This window comes from Synechococcus sp. L2F (assembly GCF_024345695.1).
GTDB lineage: Bacteria > Cyanobacteriota > Cyanobacteriia > PCC-6307 > Cyanobiaceae > MW101C3.
This window is the reverse complement of record NZ_JAGQBP010000001.1, coordinates 123144-148767: the sequence shown is the minus strand read 5'-3', so window position 1 is coordinate 148767 and position 25624 is coordinate 123144. Positions and strand designations below refer to the sequence as shown.

Here is a 25624-nt window from a genome sequence, read left to right as displayed (position 1 = left end):
GTCGTGACCCGACTGTATCGGTTCTGGACCGGCTGGCCGGAGGGGTACCAGCGCGTGAGGGTCAGGCGGGGCGGACCACCACCAGAGGCGTGCGCTCGTTGGCATTGCCGGCCGGATTGGGCCGCAATGCCCGCTGCAGCAGGCCCTCATCGCAGCCTTCGCTGGCGGCCAGCACCTTCACCCGGCCCAGATCATTCACATCCACCACCGCCACCGGCACGCCCAGTTGCCTGGCCAGTTCACGGCAGCTGCGCTCGGGGTGGGCCGGGCCCAACACGATCGTCTGGTCGTAGGGGGGGGTGGTGCCGGTGATGTCATCGATCAGGCGTGCCTGCTCTCCCGCCAGGCGGTAGAAGCCGCCGCGGCTGCCCACCAGTTTCATCAGGGTGCCCGCCAGCCAGGCGCACAGCACCCGCGCCGGGCCCACGTCGTCGATCAGGGTCTGCAGGCCGCAGGCGGTGGCCAGGCTGCTGGTGGGATGGAACACCCGGCAGAGCAGGCGGGCGAGGGCCGATGGCTCCACCATGGCCGGGTGCTGGTAGCGGCCCTGCATCACCGCCAGCGGTGTTTCGCCGATCGTGAGGATGTCGCCGGGTTGCAGCACGGCAGCGGCGTAGCGGCGCAGAACGTCGGCGGGATCATCCAGCACGCCGAGCAGATGGGTGGGCAGCGGCAGCACCTGACAGGCTTCCCCTGCTCGCCAGCGGGCGGTGGCGGGTTGCAGGGGCTCGGGCTTGCGCAGGGGTATCAGCAGACCGTCACGGCGTTGCAGCCGTCCAAAGGGGCCGTAGTTGATCCACAACACCTCGAGCCAGAGGGTGTCGATCAGGGCAAGGGGATTGATCGGCTGCTGCCCGGCGGCGCCATCAGACGGCCGGCCGGCCGGCGCGGCGATCGTGAGCGAGACGCGGGCCTCCGTCTGCTTGTTCCCTTTGACGATGTAGGCCGCCCAGTAGCCATCGGGGCGGGTGTCCTCATCGGGATGGGCGGCGGTGAGGCGGGCCGTGACGGTGACCCCGCTCAGGTCGCCCTTGCCCAGCAGGGTGGGCCGCAGCTCCACTTCCGGCACCATCACCTCCATGCGGGCATGGGGGTTGCTGAGGCGCAGCACGCCTTCCACGGTGATGGCCCCCGCGACCGCCGCAGGGGCCGCTCCGGTGGTGGCGGCTGCGTGCTCCTGCACCGTCCAGTCATGGGAATCCAGCCGCAGCGGTGAAGCGGGCCGCAGCCGGTGGCGCAGCTCCAGCCACAGCAGCAGGGCGCCGAAGCCAAGAGCGGCGATCAGGGCCAGGCACAGAGGAGCGGGCAATGGGGCCACGGAGTGCTGCGGGCGGCGAAACAGCGGGAGCGTAGATGGTGGCCTCAGCACCGCCCTAGCTTTCTGGGCGGCAGCACGCCGGCACGCCATGAAGAAGACCTTCGTTCTCGATACGAACGTTCTGCTGCACGACCCGCGGGCGCTGGTGCGCTTCGAGGACAACAACGTCGTGATTCCGATTGAGGTGGTCGAGGAGATCGATCGCTTCAAACGCGACAGCAGCGAGAAGGGCCGCAATGCCCGTCAGGTGTCGCGCCTGCTCGACGGGCTGCGTGAAAAGGGCAACCTGGCGGAGGGGGTGGAGATCGACCCGATCGCCCACGGCCAGCTGAAGGTGGTGTTCTGCCGCAGCGAAACACTCAGCCAGTTGCCGCCGGAACTCAAATCGGGCAACGGAGACAACAACATCCTGGCGGTGGCGCTGGAGCAGCGCCTGCAGGGCGTGATGGGCAGCCAGCCGCCCGTGATCCTGGTGACCAAGGACACCAACCTGCGCATCAAGGCCGATGCGGTGGGCCTGATCGCTCAGGACTACACCAGTGACAAGGTGGCGATCGCCGATCTCTACCCCGGCACCGCCGAGTGGTGGGTGAACGCCGCCCAGATGGAGCAGTTGCAGCGCGAGGGCAGCCTGGCCGTTGCCGAACTGCCTCCGCCGCCGCCCGAGGCTCCCCCTCTGCAGGCCAACGAGGGCTTGACCCTGGTGGATGCGGCCCAGCCCGGCCACACCCTGCTGGCGCGCTACTGCTCCCCTGCCGCCCAGCTGCGGCCTCTGGCCAAGGTGTCCCGCGCCAAGCTGGGCCGGGTGTCGGCGCGCAACCGGGAGCAGACCTTCGCGCTCGATCTGTTGCTCGATGCCTCGATCCAGCTGGTGACGCTGGTGGGCAAGGCCGGCACCGGCAAGACCCTGCTGGCCCTGGCGGCCGGTCTGCATCAGGTGGCCGATGACCACACCTACCAGCGCCTGCTGGTGACCAGGCCCGTGATCCCCCTCGGCAAGGACATCGGCTTTCTGCCCGGAGACCTGCAGGAAAAGATGGGCCCGTGGATGCAACCGATCGTGGACAACCTCGACTATCTGCTCGGCAGCGACGACCCCGGCCAGGCACCGGCCCGTGGCGCCCGGGGCCCGCGCAACAACTGGCTGGATCTCAAGAGCATGGGCCTGCTGGAAGTGGAGGCGATCAGCTACATCCGCGGCCGCTCGATTCCCAACCAGTTCATGGTGGTGGATGAAGCCCAGAACCTCACCCCCCATGAGGTGAAGACGATTGTGACCCGGGTGGGCGAAGGCACCAAGATCGTGTTCACCGGTGATCCCTACCAGATCGATAATCCCTACGTGGATGCTGACAGCAACGGGCTCACCTGGCTGGTGGAGAAGTTCAAGGGACAGCAGCTGGCCGGCCACGTGACCCTGCAGAAAGGAGAACGCTCTGCTCTGGCGGAGCTGGCGGCGAATCTGCTCTGAGCCGCTCAGATCATCTGGGCGGGGTCAATGCAGCGGTCGAAGGCTTCCGGGCTGATCTCTCCAAGCACCAGCGCCGCTTCGCGCAGGCTGAGCCGGTGCACATGAGCGTGGCGGGCGATGCGGCAGGCACCGTCGTAACCGATCGCCGGAGCCAGCGCGGTGACCAGCATCAGGCTCTGATCCAGCAGGGTTTCGATGCGGGCGCGGTCGGGTTCGAGCCCTTCGATGCAGTGTTCACGGAACGCGTGGCAGCCGCCGGCCAGCAATTCGATGCTCTGGAGCAGGTTGAGCGCAATCAACGGCTTGAACACGTTGAGCTCGAAGTTGCCCTGGCTGGCGGCCATCTGCACGGCCGTGTTGTTGCCCATCACCTGCACGGCCACCATCGTGAGGCTCTCGCACTGGGTGGGATTCACCTTGCCGGGCATGATGCTGGACCCCGGTTCGTTCTCCGGCAGCACCAGTTCCCCCAGCCCGCAGCGGGGGCCGCTGGCCAGCCAGCGGATGTCGTTGGCGATCTTCATCAGGCTGCCCGCCAGCACCGTGAGCGCGCCATGGGCACCGGCCAGCGGTTCATGGCTCGCCAGGGCCTGAAATTTGTTGGCGGCGCTGGTGAAGGGCAAGCCGATCCGTTCCGCCAGCCGTGCCGCCACCGCCTCGCCGTAGCCCCTGGGGGCATTGAGGCCGGTGCCCACCGCCGTGCCGCCGATCGCCAGTTGCAGCACCTGGGGCAGAAGCAGACGCAAGCCAGCGGCGGCCAGCTGCAGCTGGGCCACGTAGCCGCTGAATTCCTGGCCCAGGCTGAGCGGCACCGCATCCTGCAGGTGGGTGCGGCCGATCTTGATGATGCTGCTGTAAGCCTCGGCCTTGGCAGCCAGGGTGGCGGCGAGGGCTTCCACCGCCGGCAGCAGGGTGCGTTCGAGCTCGATCGCCACGGCGATGTGCATCGCGGCGGGAAAGGTGTCGTTGCTCGACTGACTCAGGTTGACGTGGTCGTTCGGATGGACAGGCCGCTTGCTGCCGAGCGTGCCACCGGCAGCGTCGATCGCCCGGTTGGCGATCACCTCATTGACGTTCATGTTCGTCTGGGTGCCGGAGCCGGTCTGCCAGACCTTGAGCGGGAATTCCGGATCGAGCGCTCCTGAGGCCACCTCTTCGGCCGCTGCCACGATCAGCTCCGCGAGCTCGGCCGGCAGCCGGCCCATGTCGCGGTTCACCTCGGCGCAGGCCGCTTTGAGCTGGCCGAACGCGTGCACCAGCTGCAGCGGCATCGCCTCACCGAAGGGGAAGAAATGCAGGGAGCGCTGGGTCTGGGCGCCCCAGTAGTGCTGGGCCGGCACCTCCACCGGGCCCAGGCTGTCGGTTTCGGTGCGGGTGGCCATCAGCTGCCGGACACCACTTCGCTGTTGAGCTCGTTGAAGCTGCGGGTGCTGGTGGCCCGCTCGCCGCCGGCGGGTTCCACACCGGTGGCCTTGCTGAGCACGGCACTGATCGTGGTGGTGTTCACCTGTCCGTTGGCGTCGAGCAGCACCTTGCCATCTCCATCAAAGACAACCACCTGGGGAATGGTGCCGTTCCAGTAGTGCACCGGATCGTCAGCACCCTGATCGGCCAGGCCCTGCAGCGGATCGGTGGTGAGGGGGATCAGCTCCACCGTGCGGCCCCACAGGCGCTGCAGCTCCGAGAGCACCGGCGCGAACTGTTTGCTGTCGGCGCTGTCATCGAGATAAAACACCAGCACGACAGGCCGATGGTCGGCGCGGGCCTGGGCCAGCGTGCTGCGGGGTGGCACCAGCGAGCCATTGCCCGCGTAGAGAGCAAAGATGTTGCCGTCGTAGCTGTTGGTGGTGAGCGAGGCCAGAGCCGGTCTTGGAGCCAGCAGCAGGAACAGCGCCACCAGCAGCGCCAGGCTGCGGCGGATCAGGAAGGGAAAGGCGTTAGAGCGCAGCAACCGAAGCGGGAGGCGGGTTGGGGTCATTGTGACGCCCAGCCGAAAGACCAGGGCCCAGCCGCCGCTCAGGGACGGTTGATGCCTTTGCCCATTCCCTGCAGGATGCCCCGGCCGATCAGGCCGATGGCCCGGCCGATCACCTGGGTGAGCACCACCACCAGCAGATCGCCCAGCTGGCGCAGGAACGCCTGCAGCTGCGGTGCCAGGGCATCGCGGGCTTCAAGAGCCAGCGTGACCGTCTGCTGCAGCCAGCCCAACTGCCGCAGCTCACGGTCGCGGGGTTCGGTGAGCAGCAACGGCGTGATCCTGCCCGCCTCCAACCGATACAGCAGCCTCCGGCTCTCATAGAGCTGGATCGGGCGCTCGAACCAGCTGCTCCAGCGCTGCTGGGCATTGAGCTGGTTACGCAGACGTTCGAGGCTGCGGGTGGCCAGCAGCTCATTCACCAACAGGTAGCGCCTCAGTTCCGGCCAGTCGCCGCAGCAGGCCAGCAGCTCGGCGCTGATCAGCTCGGCGGTGCGGATCAGCCAGTTGCTCACCAGGGCTTCCAGGTGCAGCAGGGCAGTGGGTTCATCGGGAGACAGCAGGCGGCCGTCCACCAGCAGCGGTTGCCCCCCCATCAGCGCATTCAGCATCGGCAGGGAAGCGGGCAGTTCCGGGTCGTCGCTGGTGAGCACGGTGGTGCTGCTGAGGTGGTCGGCCACCGGCAGCAGCACACCATCGAGAGGAAGCCGCACGTAGGCCCCGGCCACCTGCCGCAGGGCATGGCGGCGCAGTTCCGGCTGCAGCGCCTGCCAGCGGGCCTCGAGCGTGTCGGTGGCCGGCCGTTCCTGCCGTAGCCGCAGCAGCAGCTGATCGAGCTGGCCCAGCAGGGCGAGCAGCAGGTCGCGGCGCCGCTCCACGCTGAGCCCCTGCAGCGCGAACAGGGTGCCGGCATGCGGATCGAGCGGCCCCGCCAGGCTGGACTCCTGGAGCCGCTGGCGGATCGCGCTCCACACCCCTTCGGCGGTGCGTTGCCGCAGGGTGATCGCCGTGCTGCCGCTGGCCGGAGGTTGCGGCAGGTCGCCAATGACAGCCTGGCTGGGCAGTCCACCGTCGTCGCTGATCTGGGCATCGCCCCAGGCCAGCACCAGCGGCCCCCACAGCCAGAGCAGCAAGGAGCGGGCGGCGCCCAGCTCGCGCAACCGGCCCTCCAGGATCAACTGCAGCAGGAAGGTGTCCGGCGGCGGGGTGAGCAGGCGACGGCAGAGGCGCAGCTCCGCATCGATCTGCTGCAGGCCGCTCTGCAGCAGCCATTGCCCCAGCCCGATCGGCCCCATCAGCGGCGTGGCCTCTGGGGCAGGAGCCCCGTCGCCCTGAAGCTCCACCACTCGCCCACCGGCCAGCAGGGTGCTCACGGCCGCCAGCAAGGTGTCCGGATCGGGGTCCTGCAGAAGGCCGGCCACGGGCAGTTGCAGCAACCAATCGCTGGAGCAACCCGGCTGCGCGGGCAGCAGCAACAGCAGCGGGGCAGGCTGCCAGCGCTCCTCCAATCGCTGCAGCTCTCGCAGCATGTTGGCGGGCTGCACCGGCGCGCTCACACTCCAGATCAGCAGCTGGGGCGCACGGCTGCAGGCGGTTGGATCGGTGAACACCTCGGCGGCACAGGGCGCGGCACTCAGCAGGCGGCTGAGGCCATCGCGCAGCAAGGGGTCGGCGAACAGCAGGATCCTGGGACGGTTAGTTGCCGTGGCTGGAGAGTCCTCAGGGGCTGGTGTCACTGGGGGCGTGCGCTCATTGGAGCCAAGGTAACGACCTGACGGCGAATTCTCCAGCTTGATTGGAGGCCAGTGAAGTGAACAGATGCGGTCTGGGGGCTGTGCCGATCACGTTGTGCAGGTCTTGCTTTTTCCCTGATCCCCAGGTCAACGGTGGCGACGGGTCCTGGCAGGGGGCTGGGAGTTCAGGCTTGCCGTCACGAATGCGCTCCATTGGTGTTGTCTTGCCGCATTCCTTAGCGGTTCTGTCCCGCTGGATCGGCGCCATCCAACATCCCATCCAACGCGCCATCCACGCGCCATCCAAAGACAGCCGGCTGGCCTGAAAGTCATGTCTTCTCTACCAGACCATCAGCGCCCTGAATCAGGATTTGGTTGCAGAGCTGGAGGATGGGTTGTGTCTCGCAGAGAATCCTGAGGGGTCTTTTCTCTTTCCTCGATGGGGATGACATCTGGATTCGCCAGCTTACGAATCCTGTGAGCTGCGACTCCAATAACCCGCGTTTCTGGTTGCCTGCGGAATCCGTCGTTTCTGGAGTTGGTTCGTTCTGAAGTCTGTCCGCCCTGGCTTAAGTCGTTCGATGCATTCGCTGTCTCGCGATTCAACCTTCCGCGAAGGAGCACCTATTGCCCCTGAAGGATCCACACGCCTTCTTCATCATGAGCGACAAAACGAGATGGCGAGAAAGCGATGCTTCCAGGGGCTCCCACCAGCGGTGAAGAATCGCACTGCTATGGATTCCATCTGCGTCGAGTCGAAACGTCTGGATGCACGTTCAGATTCGTCGAGCTGTCTCCGTTGTTCTGGCCCCCTTTGGCTAATGTCGTCCCCGCAGGTTGCAGCAAAGAGGAACATCCTCGTGATGTCACAAGCTGACATTGGATGTCAGTTGGATTGATTTCACGTCACTTGAAAGCATTGGATGCCACTGATTCTCGCCACCTGTTTTCCCCTGCGCCCCTCCACCGCGCTCACTGGCGGGGCCGACCGGCCAGCTGCAGGGTGTACGACTCGATCGTGTAGCCAGTGAGCTCTTCGATGCGGCGGACCAGGTCATCGGGGAGCACCACGTCAAGGTCCTGGATTTCACCGCTCACCAGGCAGGTGAGATGGCTGTGGGGGTCGCTGCGGTAGCCGTAGAGGCGCCCATTGGCGCGGTCGAGGCACTCGATCACTCCAGCGCTCTGCAGAGCTTCAAGATTCTGATAGACGGAGGTATGGCCGATGCGGCGGCCTTGTTGATTGAGGCGCTCGAAGATGTCGCGGGCACTGAGGTGGCGCCGCTCTCGCCAGAGCAGTTCCAGCACAAGCTTGCGTTGGCGGCTGAGGCGCATGCCCAAGTCACGGCAGCGCCCAAACACCTCGATCACCCCCGCGAGGGCGGTGGGGCCTGTGCTCTGCCCGTTGGTCAGCGGTGGGGCAGTCGCAGCCTTCACACGTGGATACGAATGCTTTACCTCAACCTTAATCGGTTTGCCCCTGGGGTAAGGGATCGGCCCCTAGCAGACGCTCGGCGGAATTGGATCCTGTAACCGCTCCGGTCCCACGGCCTGCAGGGCTTCACGAAAGTCGATCGCTCCGTCGTAGAGCGCCCGGCCCACGATCACCGCCTCCACGCCCAGCGGCTCCAGGGCCAGCAAGGCCAGCAGATCGGTGACGGAACCCACGCCGCCGGAGGCGATCACCGGCACCGGGCTGGCGGCGGCCATCGCGCGGAGCGCCTCCAGGTTCGGGCCGGCCAGGGTGCCATCGGTGGCGATGTCGGTGCTCACGATCGCCGCCACACCGCTGCCTTTGAAGCTGGCCGCGAGCGCCGTGGCCTCCACGGCGCTGTCCTCCAGCCAGCCCCGGGTGGCCACCTTGCCGCCTCGGGCATCGATGCCCACCACGATCCGGCCGGGGAAGCGGGCCGCCAGCGCCTGCACCAGCTCCGGCTGTTCGATCGCCACCGTGCCGAGGATCACCCGCTCAAGGCCGGCGGCAAGCAGCGCCTCTGCCCGCTCTGCCGTGCGTACACCGCCGCCCAGCTGCACCGGAATACGGAGCGCCGCCGTGATCGCGCGCACCACCGCATCGTTGACCGGTTCACCACTGCGGGCGCCATCGAGATCCACCAGATGCAGCCGCTCGGCCCCCTGGCTCTGCCAGTCGAGGGCCTGCGCCACCGGATCGTCGTTGAAGTGGGTGACCTGGTCGTAATCACCCTGGTGCAGTCGCACGCAGTGGCCGTCGAGCAGGTCGATGGCGGGAATGATCTGCATGGCGGAGCGGGTGAGCCGTGGTCGTGGCCCATCCTCGCCGGCAGGGGTGGGGCAGCACCTGCCCACTGGGGGTGCATGCGGTGGCGGCTCCCGCCCCGCTCAGCGCTTGAATGGCGGCGCCGTTGCCGCTGCTTCCGTGAAGATCCTGGTGATGGGTGGCACCCGCTTCATCGGTAAGCCCCTGGTGGCCCAGCTGCAGGGCTATGGCCATGCGCTCACCCTGTTCACCCGCGGCCGCAATCCGGTGCCGGCCGGGGTGGAGCATCTGGTGGGCGACCGCAGCGACGCCGCCGCGCTCGAACCGCTGCGCGGTCGCGCCTTCGACGTGATCATCGACAGCAGCGGCCGCAACCTCGACGACAGCCGGGCGGTGGTGGAGCGCACCGGCGCCCCCGCCCATCGCTTCGTGTACGTGAGCTCGGCCGGCGTCTATGCCGACAGTGAGCTGTGGCCGCTGGATGAAACCGCGCCCACCGACCCCGCCTGCCGCCATGCCGGCAAGCTCCACACCGAAGACTGGCTGCGGGCCGAGCGCATTCCCTTCACCAGCTTCCGGCCCACCTACATCTACGGGCCCGGCAACTACAACCCGGTGGAGAGCTGGTTCTTCGACCGCCTCATACACGACCAGCCGGTCCCCCTGCCCGGCGACGGCAACACCATCACCCAGCTGGGCCACGTGAGTGACCTGGCCACGGCCATGGCCCGCTGCCTGGAGGTGGAGGCCGCCACCAACCGCATCTACAACTGCTCGGGCCGCAAGGGCGTGACCTTCCGCGGGCTGGTGGCGGCAGCGGCACGGGCCTGCGGCAAGGATCCGGCAGCGGTGACGATCCGCAGTTTCGATCCCTCGAGCCTCGACCCCAAGGCCCGTAAGGCCTTTCCCCTGCGCCTGGCCCATTTCCTCACCGATGTGCACCGGTTGGAGCGGGAGCTGGCCTGGACGCCGGCCTTCGATCTCGATGCCGGCCTGGCGGACAGCTACACCAACGATTACGCCCTGCGTCCCGCCGCCCGCCCGGATTTCAGTGGCGACGCGGCGCTGCTGGGCTGAGATATCCCAGCGCCGAGCTCAGGGCCAGCGCCAGCGAGGGCCAGAACAGCCACCAACCGGCGCTGTGCAGCCCGGCGACAAACCCGGCCTGGCCCAGGCCCAGCCCCCAGCGTTCGGGCCAGAGCAGCAGCAGCAGCGCGCTGAACTGCAGCACCGTCTTGGCCTTGCCGGCGCGGGAGGCGGGGCCGCCATCCCCCTGGCCGGCCCGCCAGCCGGAGATCAGCAGCTCGCGCGCCAGCAGCAGCCACACCGCCCAGAGCGGCAGGCGTCCGGCGGCGCCCAGCCACAGCAGCGGTGCACTGATCAGGATCTTGTCGGTGAGGGGATCGAGGCGAGCACCCCAGGCGGAACCGCCGCCGGCGCGGCGGGCCAGGACGCCGTCGGCCCAGTCGCTGAAGCCGCCCAGCAGCAGCAGGAACCAGGCCGCCCCCTGCTGATCGGCGGCCAGCAGCAGCAGCAGCGGCAAGCCGACCACGGCCCGCGCCAGCGTGAGCCCATCGGCGAGGCGCCGGGCTGCAGAAGCGGCAGGTCGGCCTGTGGGGCGGTGCTGGGGTGTCGGCGTCAAGCTGGGCAGGCCGGAAGGGCCAGTCTGCTGCCGCGGATCCCGACCCCTCGCTGGCCTAGAACCATTGCAATCGCAACGCTCCGATGACCCTCGACTCCCAGCCGGCCCTGCGGGTGGCGGCGGCCATGACCACCCCGGTGTTGAGCGTGACGCCCGAAACCCCTCTGCAGCAGGCGGTGCAACTGCTGAGCGACCACCACATCAGCGGACTGCCGGTGCTGGATGCGGCGGGAGCGCTGGTGGGGGAGCTCACCGAACAGAACCTGATGGTGAAGGAGAGCGGCTTTGACGCCGGCCCCTACGTGATGCTGCTGGACGCGGTGATCTATCTGCGCAATCCGCTCGACTGGGATCGGCAGGTGCACCAGGTGCTGGGCAGCACGGTGGGTGAACTGATGGGTGCGCACCCCCACACCTGCAGTGCCGATCTGTCCTTGCCGGACGCGGCCCGGCTGCTGCAGGACCGCAGCACCCAGCGGCTGTTCGTGCTTGAGGGCGACAAGCTGGTGGGTGTGCTCACCCGCGGCGATGTGGTGCGCGCTCTGGCGGCAGCGGCCTGAGCCAGGCCACGATCGCGCCGTCGGCCACCAGCCAGCGCTGATGGTGGTCTTCGCAGGGGTGGCCGCCGGTGAGCTTGCCGAAGGCGGGCAGCACCAGGCGCTGAGCCTCCGCGTCGTGAACGAAGCAGGGCAGGCGCAGCCGATCGCTGCGGTCACCGACTGTGGCCACCGGATGCAGGTGGCCGCAGAGCTGCAGCAGTTCACCCCCGCCCACTGGCAGCGGTTCCGGCCCGTGGCTCAGCCAGAGGGGGCCGCGACGGCTGCTGGGCTGCTGCACCAGCCCTTCCAGCCAGCTGCCCCGCTCGTGGTTGCCAGCGATCAGCGTGAGCGGGCAACCGAGCAGCTCCGGCAAGGCCCGGATCTTCTGACGCAGTTCGCCGGTGAGGCCGAGCCGGCCGTGGATCAGATCACCCAGCACCACCACCTCAGCCGGCTGCCAGCGGTGCGCCAGCGCGATCAGGGCGTTGAGGGTGGAGGCATCGCCATCGCTGGGCAGCGGCACGCCATGGGCCTGAAACGACTCGGCCTTGCCCAGGTGCAGGTCCGCCACCAACAGCAGACGTTGCGTCGGATCCCACACCGCCCGCGCCCCCAGCAGCTCGAGCCTGTGACCACGCCAGAGGAAGGGAAGGTGTTCCGTCAAAGGCATTTGTGCGCAGCTGTGCTGCAGATGTGTTCCATCCGATACCCAGTTTCCCTCGCCATCCATCAAGATTCCCTCACTAGGCGGCACTCCCCGTGAGCCAACGTCGTTCCCAGCGCCAGCTCCCTGGAGAAACCCTCCAGTGGATCGAAGGTCGTCTGCGCGATCTGGAGCGGCTGGAGTTCTTCGAAGAGGCCTATGCCCTGCGGATGGAGATGGCCGAATGGCTGCTTGAGCGCGACAGCAGCATGACGGTGAGCAACCTCACGGTGGCCCGCCTGCTGCGTGATCGCTGTCTCGCCCCGGTCCCGCCGGTCTCTGAGCAGGGCTGACCCCCAGCGGCTCCGTAACCTGCACCCACCTTCGGCACCCCATTCGTCATGACCATCGCCCTGCTCGTCGCTCTCGTCGGTTCGTTGGCGCTGATGTCGATGATCATCCGCCGGCTCGAAAAGGCCTGAGGGTTCCCTCAGGCCAGCGAGCGTCCCCGCCAGGTCCAGCCGCGGCCGGTGTTGGATTTCCAGATCGAAGCGAGCGTGATCGCGGCGATCACCCCCTTCCGCCTTGCTGACGGTGTCGTTGCTCGAGTCGTCATCGGCCGCCACCACCTGCCAGTGATGGCACGGGGGATCGCTCGCCAGCAGCGCTCTTAGGCAGCCTTCGACGTTGGCTGATTCGTTGTAGGTGGGGACCACCACCTATGAGGTGGTGCAAAACGAGCAGTTGATCCGGGTCGCCGAGGCCCTCCATAGCGATGCGGTGATGGATGCGGTCTGCGTCCTGGCCGGCGGCCGCAAGGTGATCTTTACTGCAAGGGTGCCCCAATCAGAAGGGGAGGTGCTCCCCGGTGATCCAGTGAATCAGTACCTGGTTGGCTGCACGAGCCATGACGGCACGATCGCTTTCTCCGTGTTCTTCTCCCCCATCCGGGTGGTCTGCAAGAACACGCTCTCTGCTGCCCTGGGGCTTGCCTCAGCGCGTAGCCGGCGTCAGCAGGGCTGCCGCATCCGCCACACCCGCAATGCCAATGCCTTGATCAGCCGGCTGCCTGAGCTGATCGACCTGCAACGGCAGCAATTCAGCGGAGGACTGGCCGAACTGCGGGCGATGGCCGCCGCCCCCTGCACGGCTGCGCAGTTCCGCAGCTACGCCGAAACCTTGTTCGCCGATCAGCTGCGGGGCTCGATCAATGACCGCCGGGGCGATGCCACCACAAGCCGTCCTCGTCGGCTGGAGGGTCTCCCCGCCTGGGAGGGTCTGTCCGCCAAGTTCGAAGGCCGGGCCATCGGCAGTGACATCCCGGGCGTGCAGGGCTCGATGTGGGGCGCCTACCAGGCGGTGACCGAATACCTCTCCCATGACGCTGGCCGCTCGAGAGATCCGATCGAAGCCGCCCGCCAGCGGCTGGAGGGGCTGTGGTTCGGTAAAGCCGCCGCCACCCTCACCCAGGCCCATGAACTGGCGCTGGCGGCGACCCGCAGCTGAGGGCCTGCGGCTGGCTAAAGACGGGATCAGAAGAAAGCAGACGAAAAAATGGACAAGCTCTCTGACCTCCTTGCCCGTTATGTCCACACCAGCGGGCTGCGATGACCACCGGTGCCTCTTAATGCTGGCATCTCCTATGGAGCAATCCGTTGGGGGCATTCGCTTCTTTCGGTCTTTCGCCCGAGCTTCTCCTCAACACGGGAGTAGCAGAAGGAGGCGAGCAGGAGGGGACAGCAACTGTCTGTCCCTCGTCTCGGCAAGTGGGGTCACCTCGCTCCCAGCAGTAGAGCCCCTATGGGGCCCCCAAGCCCGATCTATGCCGGTACGCACAGAACCGCCAAAGCGATCGGACCCCTCAACGGCTCAATCCATAAGGCGTTATTCCCTGTCCAAACCACCTCACACACCCATCATAAAAGATCTCTGCATCTCAACTGTGCTCATTCTTCCTATGACTTCCAACAAACCAAACGTCTGGACCACCATCGCCTTGTATTGCCATGAACTAGCACCGATCAGCGGCCCATTGCTCGATTGCATTGGCAAAACCGCTGCTGCAGTCAATAGGGCTGGAGAACGAGCTGACTTACCTGCGCCAACACTGAATCTGATCTGCGAACCACTGCTCTCCAGCGAGGACGAAGAACTCAAGGATCAACTCCTCTAGGTCAAACCCGAACCAAAATCTCGGCCGTAGAAGCCCTGCAGCAGTGACCGGTGATCAGATTGACGTAGTGCCTACCTTTGGGGCAGTCCCACTCGCTCTGTCAGGTATCGGTGCCGGTCAGCTGCGGGGGTGATCGGGCCTGCTATTTGCCCGCCATCGATCGGATCCAGCTTCCGGATCGCGCCAGCTTCCACTCACCGGCGGCGTTCTGCGGCACCTGGGCCTATGAGCAGATCCACTCCACTGGCCATGAGTCCCGCATGAAGCGGGATCTGGGCGGTGTCTTCGGGAAGCCGCGCTTTGCCCGTGAGGAGCTGGTTGCTGATCTACGGACGGTGCTGTTGGGTGATCGGCTGGAGATAGGCAGTGAAATCGAGAGCCATGCCGCCTATCTCGGCAACTGGATCGAGCTGCTCAAGGAATCGCCCAGGGTGCTGTTCCAGGTGCTCAACGAGGCGAGGCAGGCGGCGGATCTGATCTGTCCAGAGGTGCCTGGGCAGCCTGAGCAAGAAGGCGAAGCAGATCCCGCCTGAATGCTGCTAGCTCTGCTCCCGTGGCTCAGCCTCCGGGCGTCAAAAAGGATGATGGCTTACCGCTGTAGGTCACGACCACCCTCTTCTTTGCTCGGGTCGCTGCGACATGGAGAAGCGACCGCTCCTGCTGTTCAAACAGCTCCCGCGAAATCTGATCCGGCCGTCTGTTCAGTTCAACGCGGTAGGGCATCTGTTCGGCCGTGAGCTCGGGGATGAAGACCTGATCGAATTCCAACCCTTTGACGCGATGCATCGTGGCGACGCGCAGGGCGGGATCGCTGGGGTCATCGGCTTCATTGGCCTCAATCAGCCGAACGGAGAACCCAGCCTTTTCCAGGACCTGGGCGACACGGTCTCGGCCTGACCTGGTCCGCAGGGTGACGCAGGTGGAGGCAAGGTTGCCATCGACCCCGCAGAGCTGGGTGAGGGCGTCCCGTAGAAAGCGCTGTTCATCAGCGGGGTCCTCGAACCCCCTAAGCACGGGCTTCTCGCCGTGGAGCAGCGAACGGTAATCGCTGCTGGGGTCGTTGCCACCATCAAGGTCATCGAAGTCGATCCCCTCCAACACAGCAGTGGCCCAGGCGCGGGTCTCCTCGGTGGTGCGGTAGTTGATTCGCAGCTTGCGGGAGCGGCCGCGCACATCGATGCCGCAGCGTCCGAGCACGATCGGTCTGCCGTAGATGCGTTGATGGGGATCGCCCACGATGAAGAGGTCGTTGGGATGGGGCTCGCCTGCCAAAACCCGGATCAGCGAGAACGAGGCGACATCGAGGTCCTGGGCCTCATCAACCACCACCGCCACATAGCGCCCTGCTTGGTCGGCATTGCGCAGCAGATCCGCTGCTGCGGTTTTGGCCTCTTCCGGTTCCCAGAGCCCGCGCTGCCGGAACTCAGCGCGCAGGGCATCAAACACCGGCCAGATCTGAGCACGCTGCTGTTTGCTCAAGCGGGTGCCGCGGCCAATCCTCCTTGCTGCGAGGTAGTCGTCGCGGGAGCGGCAGCCATTGGCTAGCACCACGTCCTTCCATTCCTCCCGGTAGAACCGCTCCTCCAGACCTATGGCGGGGTCAGCCACATCCATGGCGAGACTCCAGCAGGCATCACGGGCTTCGTCGTTGAAGACCCGCACCTGAAGTCCCTGATTCTTGAGAAAGGTCATCACCCAACCATCAAGGTGGATGACCTCGATGCACCGGAGCTCTTCCGGGCTGCAGATCTTGGCGAGGTTGCTGCGGATGTCGGTGGCGAGGTTGCGGGTGAACGTGGTGAACAGCACCTGGCCCGGGGCACCAGAGGCGAGTAAGCGATTGGCCAGCCAGCGGGCGCGATGCATGGCCACCACCGTCTTGCCCGTGCCGGCTCCACCGAGTACGCGCATAGGGCCGTTCCACTCGCGATTCACTAGTCGCCGCTGGCTGGGATGCAGGAACACCCGCCACTGCTCGAGCGGGGCCGAGAGCATGGCCTCCAGCTCGTCATCGTCGGTGATGACGAGAAACTCCGCCTGGCTCTCAGGTGTGGCCAATGCCGTGGCCACATCCTCGGGGTCGATGTGGGCGGGCCGCTGGCGCTCCAGCTCCTCGATCACGCCCTCGATTGGCTTTCCCTCGGCCAGCAGGATCAGGCCATCGACGCAATCCTGTGGCACCCATTCGATCAGCCGCGCCAGGGCCTCCTCGCTCTGGACAGCACGTACGGCCGGTAGAAGAGCTTCGGGAACGCCGAGCAGCATGAGCTGGTCATCGTCGCAATGAGCGAACAACGAAGCCGGCTCTGCGTTGGTCAGACTTTCCTGGCTGGCAATAGCACTCGGAGCTGCTGTGGTGGCTTTGGTGTAAGCCGCTGCGGTCGCACCCTCCACGGCGCTTTCGGCCGCCTCCACATCGACGATCTGCAGGGCACCGGAGACCCTGTTGACGTGGCAGGTCTTGCGGCGGGCCCAATCGTAAGCATCGTCGTGCTTATCGATCCAGAGCAGCACGTAGGTGTCCCCCTGTTCGGGTGCCCGCAGGATGCAGCGGATGTCCTGATCGACCCGGATCGAGCGGATCATTGGGTCCTTGCCGCCCTCGATGCGCTCGTAGTTGAGGCCAGGGCTGCGGGGGTTGTCCCGAAACTTCGAGATGAACGCCGCCACCTTGCCGCGGGCCTTCTCCGGCAACTGGTTGAGGGCCTTAAGAAAGCCGGTGGAAAGGGCAACGGTGATGCGGGGTTCGCTCATCGGGGGAGAGGGGCGGGGCAGGTCTGGAGTCGTTCGAGCAATGCGCTGGCCGTCTCATCGGGTGGGTCCTCAGCCAGCCAGCATTGCCAGCCAGCGGCCTCAAAAGCGGGTTGGTCTCCTGACTCCAGCAGCAGGGCTAGGCGCTGTTGGGGCCAGGCCAGATCGGCCATCGGTCCAGCAACGTCTCCCCTAGCTCCCTCCAGCTCGTAGCCGAGATCCGGGAAGGTGATCTTCTCTTGCAGGAGCAGATCCCGCAGCTTTTCGAGAACAGGCCTTGATGCAGGTTCCGCCAGATCGAGAGCCTGATCCCATTGGCGCTGCAGCTCGGGGTTGCTGGCTACGGCACCTCCTCTGCCGTTCGCTCCTGTCAGTCCAGCCACCCACACGGTGGGGGGATCCACAGCGGCGGTTTGTTCCGCTCCGGACCAGCCGGTGGTGATGAGCAGCATGTGGGGCAGGAACTGGAAGAGGTTGCCTTGACGTAGCCACTCCTGCCAGGCGGTCTGCTGCTGCTGATCCGAGTCGGCGGGTTCGGGATCGAAGTGGATGGTGCGGAAGCTGGCAGCAGGGTGCCGACTGCCATGGCGCGCTTGATCCAGCAGGTTCAGTGCACGTAGGCCAGGGGCAATGGCCAGGAACTGGCCCAGCCGACGACCGGGCTCATTGCCTTGCCACTCGGCCAAGTGCTCAGCCAGGGCAAGCTCAGCCACGGCTTCCTGGATTAAAGGGGAGCCGAGCGCGGCCGCACTGCCCTGGGCCAGGCAGAACAGCTGCGCCAGCCCCTGCCACAGGCTCTCCGAAGGGTTGGCTAGGTAGGCCATTAGCAGCTGCAAGCTGTTTGCTCCCTGCGCTTCGCGGGGCATCAGCAGTGGTGGCTGAGGAAGGTTCTGGAGCAGAGTCTCAGGCCACCAGCGATCGGTGAAGGTCTCGGGGCTGGTGGCAAAGGCCGGCACTACGCCAACCGCCAATCCATTGGGTTCGAGCGGAATCTGGGCGCTGGGAAGCTTCTCAACCACGTCGGTCCAGCTGAGCGACCACACCAGATAACGGCCGCTGCGCTGCAGGGCCATACGTTGGCGGGCGTCATCGGCGAGGCGGCCGCGGTGAAACTCCCAGCCATCGGTGTAGATGGCGATCGGCTTGCCGCCTGCGGTTGGGGTGAGCAGGAAGTCGGCTCGAGAGAACTCCGCTACGCCCTCGCCCTCACCCAGGGGCACTTGCTGCTCCACCTTCCAGGTGGTGGCCGACGGCCCGCTGCCGATCTTGAGGAGATAGCCGATGCGGCCATGGATCACGTCCTGCTTGAGCACAACCGGCAGGCCATCAGGGGCACCCTTACCAGTGCGAAGGGCCTCGAGGAACCTCAGCTCCAGTTCGCTTTCGGCCCGGCTGTTGATCGTGATCTCCGAAAGGCTGCGGTCGGTGGCCTGGAGGTCGTCCCAGCGACGCAGGATCGCCTGCAGCTGCTCAAGGGCGCGGCGTTTGCTCGTGCGTTCGCGATCAAAGCGCTGGCGGTACATGAAGATGCAGCGGTAGCAGCCATCGCTGCAGGGGCAGGCCTGCAGAGCCGCGAGCGAGCCCTGGAACACCTCGCGCAGATCCTTGCCGCCCTGCTCCATCAACTGGCGTACGTAGCCCGTGCCGCCTGGGACGGAATCAAAGAGATAGAGGAAGGTTTTGCGTTGCTGGCTACCGGGCTGGGGTTCTTCCCCAAGTGCAGAGCGCAGGTGGTCCACCTTGCCGCCGAAGCGATGGCGTAGGCCCAGATGCAACGCACCCACGAAGGAGGGCTGGCCCTCCTCATCCCAGAAGCTGGCACCGGGCAAAAGGAAGCGCACCGCCTCGGAGCTGAACTCCCGGTACATGAACAGGAGATTGCGGAGTTGAGCGTTGTCGGGCTTCTCGCGGTAGGTACAAGCCCAGGTGTGGTTGGAGGCCTTGGCAGGACCGCGCTGCACCTTGCCGCAGCTGCGGCAGAGCTCGAAGCCCCTCACCCGTAGCCCCTTGCCGGCGATGTTGTGCGTTGCACCAATAGGGGTGAGCTCCCCGAAGTTGATCTCGCGGAAGGTGGTGCTGGCCAGGTATTCAGCGCCGAAGGGGAATTCCTCGTCGTCTACGACCAGGGAGATCTCGCGTCGGGCCAGATCGGGAAGGATTAGCAGTTCGCGGTGGAAGAAGAGCGGGTTGCGCTCATCGGTGTCGTCCCCAAAGCGGCTGCGGGCGTCTTCTGTGGTGGCCTGCACCTGGCGCAGGCGGGTCATCTCCTTGATCTGGCCATGGTCGGCGTAGCCGCTCTGGCCGCAGCGGGGGCATTCCTTGCGGTTGTAGTCGTCGTCGGTTTCGCGGCAGGCGAAGGAGCAGGAGGGGCAGAACCGCCAGCGCTCCGATTTGTTGAGGTTGGGATCGATCTGATCCACCTTCACCCGCCGTCCCTGGGCATAGAACTGGCCATCGGGCACCAGTTCACGGATGGCCACGTTGGCTGGCCGCTCGTAGCTGAGGGTTGGCAGCTCCTCAGTGCGACGGGCAACACCGCCGCGGGCGGGCAGGCGGCGCCAGAGCACCGACTTCAGGGTGACGCCGGCTTCCGGGAAGGCGTAGTTGGGTAGGAAGCCCTCGTCGGTGAGCATGGCCAGCAGGGGGCGGCCATCAAGATCCTTGCGCAGCTGGTTGTAGGCGATCTGCTCGCGCCGGATCGAGTCCTTGTCTTCCCGCTGCTGCTCCAGAAGGGACTGTTCCGGTATGGCGGCGAGTTTGTTGAAGCGCTCACGGAGTTTGGTGGCCTCGCTGCGCAGGCGCTTGCGCTCGGCGATCAGCTCCTCGAGCCGCCCGATCAGGCCCCTAGCGTAGGCCGCAGCGAAGGCACCGGACTCGTCAGCGTCGGGGGAGCTGAGGAAATAGGCCCTCAGTTCCTGACGGCTGGGCTTCTGCAGCTGTTCATCGAAGAACCCGAGGAAACGATCAAGCAGGGCCGTCTGTTCGGTGCTGCACCAGCGCAGCCATGAGTAGGGGAAGGCGTCGGGGATAGTGGATTCCCGGGCGGCCTGCTCGACTGCATCGAGGACGGGCTTGAGCTTGCGGGGTAGCGCCTCTGCGGTAATGCCGCTCTGCACCCAGCGATCGATCGTGTAGGCCAGCAACTGGCGCTTGAGGATGGCGGCGGCGTCGAGATAGCAGCCGGGGGGACTGACCTGCCCCTGCAGCATCTCGCGGGGATCGGAGAAGAAGTAAAGGTCGTGGGCGGTGCCGGTGACGATGGTGCCGACCACGGCGTTGCCATCGCGGCGGCCGGCGCGGCCGATGCGCTGGAGATAGTTGGCAGGTTCTGGTGGCACAGAGGCCAACAGCACAGTGGAGAGATCACCGATGTTGATGCCCATCTCCAGGGTGGAGGTGGCTGATAGCAGGTTGGGATCGCTGCGGTACTTGCCGCGGATGAACTGGGTTTCCAGCCGCTCACGATCCGGACGCGCCAGCAGGCCGGTGTGCTCGCGGGCCACGATGCGATGCACCTCACCGCGCTCATAGAGGCGGCGGTAAAGGGGCAGGCCAGCGCGGGGATCAAGGCGGTAGTGGCCCGGGCAGTGGCGCACCAGGCAGGACAAGCCATCCCAGACAGGGAGTTGTTCGGTGAGCACGCTCTGCCCATCGCCGCAGCACCCACAGCGCACCAGCTGGGGCTGGGCGGAGACCAGCAGCACCTGCCGCGGAATCGCCCAGATGCGTTCCGCACGGGAGCCTGAGAACTCCTGCAGCAGGCCCGCATCTGTGAGGGCGGCCACAACGGCATTCAGGGCTTCCTTCTGTTGTTCGGCGTCGAGGGGTGCGCTGGCCTCCAGCGTGCGCGTCAACCAGTGCTGGCTCCATGTGGTGCGACCCTTCTCGCGCACCAGCTGCTGGAAGCTGCCCTTGCCACGGTGGCTGGTGAGGAAGATCGGCCGGGTAGACGAGCGACCGAATTTTGGGGTGTGAAAGATCTGGTTGAACTTGAAGGTGTTCTCCGCTCCGCTACTGAGGTACTCAGACCCTTTGTCATCCAGTCCCACCAGCTCGGGAACGGCGATGGCGCCGCGTTGGCGCAGCTGATGCAGCAGACCCACCACCAGCTGTTGCAGCTGGCCAATCCGGGCATGGCGCAGGGGTTCCACCTCGTTCTGCAGGCGGGTGAGCAGAGGAGCCAGCAGGGCCTGAATCCGGGCTGGATCCACACCAGCCGCGAGGGACCCGGCCTGCTCCACCGAGGAGCCGAGGCGCGAACGGTAGCCTAATTCAGCGGCCACTTCCCAGCGCAGGCGCTCGCAGACGGTGCGCACTAGGAAGCTTTCGGCGCCCAGGACTGGTTTGTCCTGGTTTTGCAGCTCATCCCACTCCCTCAGCCATTCGAGATCCGCCGGCAGGAATGTGGCGGCGAAGTCCACTGGGTTCGGCAGTTCCAGCTGCCAGCGGCTGATCAGCTGGTCCTGCAGCTGGTCGAGGGGCAGAGGCCCGGTTTCCTGCAGGGTGTGGGTGAGGGCGGTGCGGAAGGAGGTGCGGTAGGCGCGGGCGGCGATGAAGCCGGCGCGATGGGCGGCGTCCTGCACTGAATCAGAGAAGGCCAGCAGCTTCTTGTCGCCGTTGAAGGAGGAGGCAAACAGAGAGGCGCTCCAGGTGCTGGTGAGGTTGGCGGCCGAGGTACCCACCAACAGCAGGCCCTGCTGGGCGTTGCAGTAGGGGCAGTCGCGGCTGATGCGGGGATGGTTGTTCTCATCGAGGTAGCCGCAATCGGGCATGTCCACCAGCAGCAGCTCCCGGCTCTGGCAGTTGGTGCATACGTCCTTGAGGTCTTTGGGGGCGTGGAACGAGAGGCAGTCGGCACAGAGCACCTTGAGGCTGGCCGCTTCTGGTGAGGCGTCAGGCTGGGCGGCGCCAGGTTGGAAGGGCTGCTGGGGGAAGAGGTAACGAACCTCGCTCTGGCCGGAGAAGTAGGCCTTGTAGAACGCTCGCAGGTTCCCGGCACGGTCGAGGCGCTGGCTGCCTTGGTTCAGCAGGGTGGAGCTCCAGGCAGTGGCACCACAGTCCCGGCAGTGCACCACTGGCAGATGGGCGCCGCTTTCCTTGCCGCCTAGGTCGTCGGAATGGAGCAACTGGGGCTCAGCCTCCACCGAAGCCACCATGCGCTTGAGCTCCCGCAGCCACAGCTGCACCCGTAGGTTCAGCCAGGGCACCACCACGGGCGTGCCATCGAGCTTGTCGGTGGTGCGGCGGGCATGGGCAAGTAAAGCCAGCAGGCTTTCCAGCAGCAGCACCCTGTAGGGCAGGGGAAAGCGATCCCCAAGGCCGAGCTGTCGGGAGAACCGCACCAGCAGCTCCTCGATGGAACAGGTGGTGGCGGCCTGGCGCACCAGGTTGTGTACCGCAGGCAGGGTGCCAAGACGCAGCCCCAGTGCGAGGCGCCATCCCTCATCGGCTACGTCATCACCTGGGGGCGCCAGCAGGGTGTCTGCCAACCAGAGCTCCGCCTGCTTCTGGATGTAGGCGTCGGCGCTGCTGGGGTGTTCAGGATCCAAGGCCTCCATCGCCTCGAGTCCAGGCAGAGGTAGGGCGAAGAGCCCCTCCTTGCCAAAGGCCGTATAGACGGTGAAGAACTCCTCTGGGCTGAGCCGTTCCTCCTCAATCAACGAATCCGGTTCGAAGCAGCTGGCGAAGATCTGCCCTGCGTAGTCGCGCATCGCGCCCCTCGATTCGGGGCCACCCAGGGTGGCGGAGGTGCCAACGCACACCAGCGCATCGCCCGGGCAATGGAGGCGATCACGCAGGCGGCGAATCAGGCAGGCCAGATCAGTGCCCTGGGCGCCGTCGAAGGTGTGGAACTCATCCACCACCAGGTAGCGAAGAACGCTGGTTCCATCCGGCAGCTGGCCGTTGTGCTGCCACAGGCTCTGCACGTGCGGCTGTAGCAGCAGGTAGTCGAGCTGCTTGTAGTTGGTGAGCAGGATGTCGGGCGGAGCCTTGTGCAGGGCGTCCTTGTCGGTGATCACGCTGGTGGCGCTCATCGCCGCCGTGGGGGCGTCGTCGGACGCGCCGATGTAGAGACCTGCCCGGAGCCCAGCCAGGGCTGGAATGGTGTGGATCAAATCAGCGATGCGGCGCGCCTGGTCGGTGGCCAGGGCGTTCATCGGGTAGATCAGGATCGCCTTGATGCCTCGTTGGCCCTGGGCGTGTTTCAGGCGGCAGTGCTCCAGCACGGGCAGCAGGAAGCACTCGGTTTTGCCGGAGCCCGTACCGGTGGCCACGAGCGTGTTCCGGGGCGTGCCTGGGAGAAGCCGATCGAAGGCCTTCTCCTGGTGGCGGTAGGGCGGGAAGGGCAGCGGGATCTGCGGGAACCAGTCGCGTCCGGAGCCCTGGTGGAACGGCAGGGCCACCGACACGTAAGGGCCTTTGAGGATGCGCTCCCGATCGGCGAGGAATCGATCGATCAGCCCCTTGAAGCCCGGCGTGGTGGGGTGAAAGGCAGTGCGGATCGCATCGCAGGCGACCTGCTCCAGCTCGCTGGCAACAACGGAGGGGAGCATCAGGCCGCCACCTCGGATTGTTGAAAACAGGCGGTCAGTTGTTCGGACTGCTCAGCGAGCTTCTGGCCCCTGAGCTTGCCGAGATTCAGCATCTTCCAGCGGATCGCCGGCAGTTCCCGAAGATGGGGAAACGGCAGACAGTCCCATTGCGGCTGCCGCTGTACAAGCGACAGCAGAAAGGTGCGATGGGCGGCGGTGAGCGCCCTGGGTAGCTCTTGGAACAACCGAAGGCGCACCTCTTCGAGGGCTTCCAGGCTCACCTCCTCTCGTGTCATGCCGATGAACTGGTTGGCATAGACGACATCCAGAGGCTTGGGTCGTGGAGAGAGGGTCTCATGCACTGGCCGGTCGTGACCCGCCAGGTAGGCCACAAAGCAATCGAGGATGGTTGTGGTCAATCCGATGGTCTTGTAGAGGATCAACACATCGAACAGATCCCTCGGATGCTGCCGGTCCATGGCAGCCACCAGCTTGCTGCCATAGAGCTCAGCGGTGGCGAGCAGAGGCAGCGTGACGGATTGGGTGAACCGCTCCTCAGTGGCGTGGGAAAGGGGCAGGCGCTGCGGCGGCAGGAGCGTGCCGCGGAACACCTCATTCACCTCCACCTTCACCTCGGCGTGCTCACTGGCCACCATCAGCTTCGTTTCAGATCTGGCGCTGTTGCGCCTCAGGACCACTTGGTAGCCCATGGCTTCGAGGCGAGCGCGAACCGCATCCAGCTCGGCGGCGATCGCCCGTAAAGCCGCATCCCGATCAAGGGTGTGGTCGGTGAAGACCACGTCGATGTCCACCGACAGGCGCGGCAGATCCTGGAGAAACAGATTGAGAGCGGTGCCTCCTTTGATGGCGAATTGGGTGGAGGCGAAAACCGCAGGGGCGATGTCCAATAGCAGACGGACCGTGGCGTCATAGGTGGCGTTCATGGCGTGGCCACCAGATCCAGCCGCTCACCGGTGCGGCCGACGGCCACCCAGCGCCGGCCACCGCCGAGGCGACGGCTGTGGCGCAGGGCCAGGTTGGCCCAGGGCAGCTCAAGCTCCGTGGCAAGCCGTGCCGCCAGGCGCGCGACCTTGATGCGGTTCAGGTGGCCCAGCAGTTCATCCAGCACGGGCTCCCGCAGGTTGCGGGTGCTTTCCACCAGGTGCCGCACCTCTTCCAAGCCTTCAAAGCTGCCCGTTTCACTGAGCAGCTCCAGTAGGGCCCGCTCGGGGGTGGACACCATCAGATCGGGCCGGCCAGTGGGGAGGGGGGCCAGGCCTAGCCCCACTGGCATGGCGGGTTCAAAGATGTGGGCCACGCGATAGCGCGCAGAGAAGCGTTCGCTGAACCATGCCGGCAGGCGGGCAGGCCGATCGCCCCAGAGCACCACGGTTTCCCGGAAGGCCAGGTTGTGGCGGACACCACGCCAGGCAAGGGCCGTCTTGGCCGCCACATGCAGCCCCGGTAGTTGCTGCGCCAGGAAGGCCAGACAGGCGTCGCGGTTCAGCTCGTCACCGGGGAGGCTGTAGGCCCCGCGCCCCAGGCGCTGCAACCAGCCTGAGCGCAACAGGGCCGAGGCGTGTTTGGCGGTGATGCCGTGGGCCGCCAGTAGCTCCAGGCCCAAGGGGCCGCCGCGGGGAAGCTGCGCCAGGGCCTTCTTGAATGAAAAACGCGCCACACTTCGCTTCATGGCAGAACTGTAGCTTTTTTCCCCATGCAGCACTTGCGAGCATTCGCCCTAGGCCGCGGCGGGATGGGCACAGCATGCCGGATGAATTTCGAGTGTCAATTCGCTCCATGGAAGAACTGGTGCACGATTTTCATGCGCAGGCCTGCAGACACCGTTGCGCATGCAGGCCTGCTCAATCGCCGACCAGACCAGCTCCAGCCGCTACTGCAGCAACCGACCGAAGGCGTCCTTCCGCCACCCCGACTCAGCCCCACAGGAAAACCTGGTTCATCGCGCAGCTCCGCAAACCAGTCAGCCCGAAAAGATCTGCTGCCATTCCTCCTCAGGCAACTTGTCACGCAGCTCCCGCATTAATTGATTGTAGAGATCCATGTCCTGTCGGGCAACCGAGCGCGCCATGACCTTGGCCATTGCGATGTCTTTGTTGGCAGCCTGCACAATGATCTTGTCTCGGATAATTTTTAGGGCGCCATGATTGCCGGAGGCGATTTCCTTGAGCGCGACGCCGCCCAGGATCTGAGCTACAACGACAGGATTGATCCCCCACATGTGGCGCCTCAGGAATTCATGAAGTCGGAAAAGGCGCTGGAGTCCCTTGATCGCATGGCGAACAGGTCAAACAGGCCGCGAATCATCTCGCGATACATGGTCTTTGTCTCTTCATCAGCTCCCTCGGCCTTGGAGAGTTCGGTGAGACCTTGAACCAGAGTGCTGAAGTTCTGGCTATTGATCTGAAGTTCTGTGCAGCGCGACTGAAGGGCTGCCTTGAAAGCCTGTTCTTTTGTGCGTAGGGCGTAGACCTCCTTGAGGCCATCAACGATCACCGGAAGATTATCGATTAGTCCCTTGGCGATCAGGGCCCCGGTCGTCGCGGGTTCGCTTGGCTTCATGGAAGAGTTGGTCATGGCTCTGTCGTT

General features: G+C 65.7%; 21 protein-coding genes and 1 pseudogene. 6 read left to right on the top strand and 16 right to left on the bottom strand.

Going from position 1 to position 25624, the window contains the following annotated elements; translation table 11 throughout:
• Positions 1 to 61: 61 nt before the first annotated feature.
• Positions 62 to 1318, bottom strand: coding sequence for a F420-0:Gamma-glutamyl ligase (locus KBZ19_RS00700; protein ID WP_399220065.1), 1257 nt, complete (start codon positions 1316 to 1318; stop codon positions 62 to 64).
• An 88-nt stretch (positions 1319 to 1406) separates the two neighbouring features.
• Here KBZ19_RS00700 and KBZ19_RS00695 point away from each other — a divergent pair, with 88 nt between their 5' ends.
• Positions 1407 to 2789 (top strand): PhoH family protein, encoded by a 1383-nt coding sequence (locus KBZ19_RS00695; protein WP_255099336.1) that lies wholly within the window; start codon positions 1407 to 1409, stop codon positions 2787 to 2789.
• A 5-nt stretch (positions 2790 to 2794) separates the two neighbouring features.
• Here the strand turns inward: KBZ19_RS00695 and fumC are convergent, their stop codons facing one another.
• The 5 genes from fumC to hisA all read right to left on the bottom strand — a co-directional run bounded on the left by fumC (position 2795) and on the right by hisA (position 8759).
• Positions 2795 to 4171: a class II fumarate hydratase gene (fumC, locus tag KBZ19_RS00690; RefSeq protein WP_255099334.1), complete on the bottom strand. Its 1377-nt coding sequence runs from the start codon at positions 4169 to 4171 to the stop codon at positions 2795 to 2797.
• The gene (locus tag KBZ19_RS00685) at positions 4171 to 4767 is read right to left on the bottom strand and encodes a thylakoid membrane photosystem I accumulation factor (RefSeq protein WP_255099333.1); all 597 of its coding nucleotides are present in this window, start codon (positions 4765 to 4767) and stop codon (positions 4171 to 4173) included. The genes fumC and KBZ19_RS00685 overlap by 1 nt, the downstream gene beginning before the upstream one ends.
• A gap of 38 nt (positions 4768 to 4805) precedes the next feature.
• Entirely contained in the window at positions 4806 to 6500 is a 1695-nt protein-coding gene (locus KBZ19_RS00680) for a DUF3685 domain-containing protein (protein WP_255099332.1), read from the bottom strand.
• 969 nt (positions 6501 to 7469) lie between these two features.
• Positions 7470 to 7832, bottom strand: a complete 363-nt coding sequence (locus KBZ19_RS00675) for a Fur family transcriptional regulator (protein ID WP_094510784.1) — start codon at positions 7830 to 7832, stop codon at positions 7470 to 7472.
• Positions 7833 to 7997: 165 nt separating this feature from the next.
• On the bottom strand, positions 7998 to 8759 hold the full coding sequence (gene hisA / locus KBZ19_RS00670) for a 1-(5-phosphoribosyl)-5-[(5-phosphoribosylamino)methylideneamino]imidazole-4-carboxamide isomerase (protein ID WP_255099331.1): 762 nt from the start codon (positions 8757 to 8759) through the stop codon (positions 7998 to 8000).
• Between the two features lie 136 nt (positions 8760 to 8895).
• Between hisA and KBZ19_RS00665 the strand changes: the two genes are divergently transcribed.
• Positions 8896 to 9813 carry an NAD-dependent epimerase/dehydratase family protein gene (locus tag KBZ19_RS00665; RefSeq protein WP_255099330.1) on the top strand — a complete coding sequence of 306 codons (918 nt, stop codon included), beginning with the start codon at positions 8896 to 8898 and terminating at the stop codon, positions 9811 to 9813.
• On the opposite strand, the gene KBZ19_RS00660 is transcribed toward KBZ19_RS00665, so the two are convergent.
• A complete protein-coding gene (locus KBZ19_RS00660) occupies positions 9785 to 10378 on the bottom strand; it encodes a CDP-alcohol phosphatidyltransferase family protein (RefSeq protein WP_255099329.1) in 594 nt (197 codons plus the stop codon). The genes KBZ19_RS00665 and KBZ19_RS00660 overlap by 29 nt on opposite strands.
• A gap of 125 nt (positions 10379 to 10503) precedes the next feature.
• On the opposite strand from KBZ19_RS00660, the gene KBZ19_RS00655 reads away from it, so the two are divergent.
• Positions 10504 to 10938, top strand: a complete 435-nt coding sequence (locus KBZ19_RS00655; protein ID WP_094510782.1) for a CBS domain-containing protein — start codon at positions 10504 to 10506, stop codon at positions 10936 to 10938.
• Here the strand turns inward: KBZ19_RS00655 and pdeM are convergent.
• The gene (pdeM, locus tag KBZ19_RS00650; RefSeq protein WP_255099327.1) at positions 10895 to 11587 is read right to left on the bottom strand and encodes a ligase-associated DNA damage response endonuclease PdeM; all 693 of its coding nucleotides are present in this window, start codon (positions 11585 to 11587) and stop codon (positions 10895 to 10897) included. The two genes, KBZ19_RS00655 and pdeM, sit on opposite strands and share 44 nt — an antisense overlap.
• A gap of 89 nt (positions 11588 to 11676) precedes the next feature.
• On the opposite strand from pdeM, the gene KBZ19_RS00645 reads away from it, so the two are divergent.
• Entirely contained in the window at positions 11677 to 11913 is a 237-nt protein-coding gene (locus KBZ19_RS00645; RefSeq protein WP_094510663.1) for a hypothetical protein, read from the top strand.
• Between the two features lie 285 nt (positions 11914 to 12198).
• On the opposite strand, the pseudogene KBZ19_RS15160 reads toward KBZ19_RS00645, so the two are convergent.
• Positions 12199 to 12276 (bottom strand): annotated as a pseudogene (locus tag KBZ19_RS15160) (hypothetical protein); the annotation flags it as partial.
• On the opposite strand from KBZ19_RS15160, the gene KBZ19_RS00640 reads away from it, so the two are divergent.
• Complete coding sequence (locus tag KBZ19_RS00640) at positions 12266 to 13066, top strand: DUF932 domain-containing protein (protein ID WP_255099326.1); 801 nt, start codon at positions 12266 to 12268, stop codon at positions 13064 to 13066. The pseudogene KBZ19_RS15160 and the gene KBZ19_RS00640 overlap by 11 nt on opposite strands.
• A gap of 399 nt (positions 13067 to 13465) precedes the next feature.
• Here the strand turns inward: KBZ19_RS00640 and KBZ19_RS00635 are convergent, their stop codons facing one another.
• Positions 13466 to 13717 carry a hypothetical protein gene (locus KBZ19_RS00635; protein WP_255099325.1) on the bottom strand — a complete coding sequence of 84 codons (252 nt, stop codon included), beginning with the start codon at positions 13715 to 13717 and terminating at the stop codon, positions 13466 to 13468.
• Positions 13718 to 13843: 126 nt separating this feature from the next.
• Here KBZ19_RS00635 and KBZ19_RS00630 point away from each other — a divergent pair, with 126 nt between their 5' ends.
• A complete protein-coding gene (locus KBZ19_RS00630; RefSeq protein ID WP_255099323.1) occupies positions 13844 to 14266 on the top strand; it encodes a zincin-like metallopeptidase domain-containing protein in 423 nt (140 codons plus the stop codon).
• A gap of 25 nt (positions 14267 to 14291) precedes the next feature.
• On the opposite strand, the gene KBZ19_RS00625 is transcribed toward KBZ19_RS00630, so the two are convergent.
• From KBZ19_RS00625 to KBZ19_RS00600, 6 genes are all read right to left on the bottom strand, one after another.
• Positions 14292 to 16487, bottom strand: a complete 2196-nt coding sequence (locus KBZ19_RS00625; RefSeq protein WP_255099322.1) for a UvrD-helicase domain-containing protein — start codon at positions 16485 to 16487, stop codon at positions 14292 to 14294.
• Positions 16484 to 23038, bottom strand: coding sequence for a DEAD/DEAH box helicase (locus KBZ19_RS00620; RefSeq protein WP_255099321.1), 6555 nt, complete (start codon positions 23036 to 23038; stop codon positions 16484 to 16486). The genes KBZ19_RS00625 and KBZ19_RS00620 overlap by 4 nt, the downstream gene beginning before the upstream one ends.
• Positions 23038 to 23961, bottom strand: coding sequence for a nucleotidyl transferase AbiEii/AbiGii toxin family protein (locus tag KBZ19_RS00615; protein ID WP_255099320.1), 924 nt, complete (start codon positions 23959 to 23961; stop codon positions 23038 to 23040). Before KBZ19_RS00615 ends, KBZ19_RS00620 begins: the two co-directional genes overlap by 1 nt.
• Positions 23958 to 24695, bottom strand: a complete 738-nt coding sequence (locus KBZ19_RS00610; protein ID WP_255099319.1) for a type IV toxin-antitoxin system AbiEi family antitoxin domain-containing protein — start codon at positions 24693 to 24695, stop codon at positions 23958 to 23960. Before KBZ19_RS00610 ends, KBZ19_RS00615 begins: the two co-directional genes overlap by 4 nt.
• A gap of 303 nt (positions 24696 to 24998) precedes the next feature.
• Positions 24999 to 25256, bottom strand: a complete 258-nt coding sequence (locus KBZ19_RS00605; RefSeq protein ID WP_255099318.1) for a hypothetical protein — start codon at positions 25254 to 25256, stop codon at positions 24999 to 25001.
• An 8-nt stretch (positions 25257 to 25264) separates the two neighbouring features.
• Positions 25265 to 25612 (bottom strand): hypothetical protein, encoded by a 348-nt coding sequence (locus KBZ19_RS00600; RefSeq protein ID WP_255099317.1) that lies wholly within the window; start codon positions 25610 to 25612, stop codon positions 25265 to 25267.
• Positions 25613 to 25624: the final 12 nt, after the last annotated feature.

What these genes read in the sequence shown, in the direction of transcription:
- KBZ19_RS00695 (WP_255099336.1), top strand. Translation starts at nt 1,407, where the DNA reads ATGAAGAAGACCTTCGTTCTCGATACGAACGTTCTGCTGCACGACCCG.
- fumC (WP_255099334.1), bottom strand. Translation starts at nt 4,171, where the DNA reads ATGGCCACCCGCACCGAAACCGACAGCCTGGGCCCGGTGGAGGTGCCG.
- KBZ19_RS00685 (WP_255099333.1), bottom strand. Translation starts at nt 4,767, where the DNA reads ATGACCCCAACCCGCCTCCCGCTTCGGTTGCTGCGCTCTAACGCCTTT.
- KBZ19_RS00675 (WP_094510784.1), bottom strand. Translation starts at nt 7,832, where the DNA reads ATGCGCCTCAGCCGCCAACGCAAGCTTGTGCTGGAACTGCTCTGGCGA.
- hisA (WP_255099331.1), bottom strand. Translation starts at nt 8,759, where the DNA reads ATGCAGATCATTCCCGCCATCGACCTGCTCGACGGCCACTGCGTGCGA.
- KBZ19_RS00655 (WP_094510782.1), top strand. Translation starts at nt 10,504, where the DNA reads ATGACCACCCCGGTGTTGAGCGTGACGCCCGAAACCCCTCTGCAGCAG.
- pdeM (WP_255099327.1), bottom strand. Translation starts at nt 11,587, where the DNA reads ATGCCTTTGACGGAACACCTTCCCTTCCTCTGGCGTGGTCACAGGCTC.
- KBZ19_RS00625 (WP_255099322.1), bottom strand. Translation starts at nt 16,487, where the DNA reads ATGAGCGAACCCCGCATCACCGTTGCCCTTTCCACCGGCTTTCTTAAG.
- KBZ19_RS00620 (WP_255099321.1), bottom strand. Translation starts at nt 23,038, where the DNA reads ATGCTCCCCTCCGTTGTTGCCAGCGAGCTGGAGCAGGTCGCCTGCGAT.
- KBZ19_RS00615 (WP_255099320.1), bottom strand. Translation starts at nt 23,961, where the DNA reads ATGAACGCCACCTATGACGCCACGGTCCGTCTGCTATTGGACATCGCC.
- KBZ19_RS00605 (WP_255099318.1), bottom strand. Translation starts at nt 25,256, where the DNA reads ATGTGGGGGATCAATCCTGTCGTTGTAGCTCAGATCCTGGGCGGCGTC.
- KBZ19_RS00600 (WP_255099317.1), bottom strand. Translation starts at nt 25,612, where the DNA reads ATGACCAACTCTTCCATGAAGCCAAGCGAACCCGCGACGACCGGGGCC.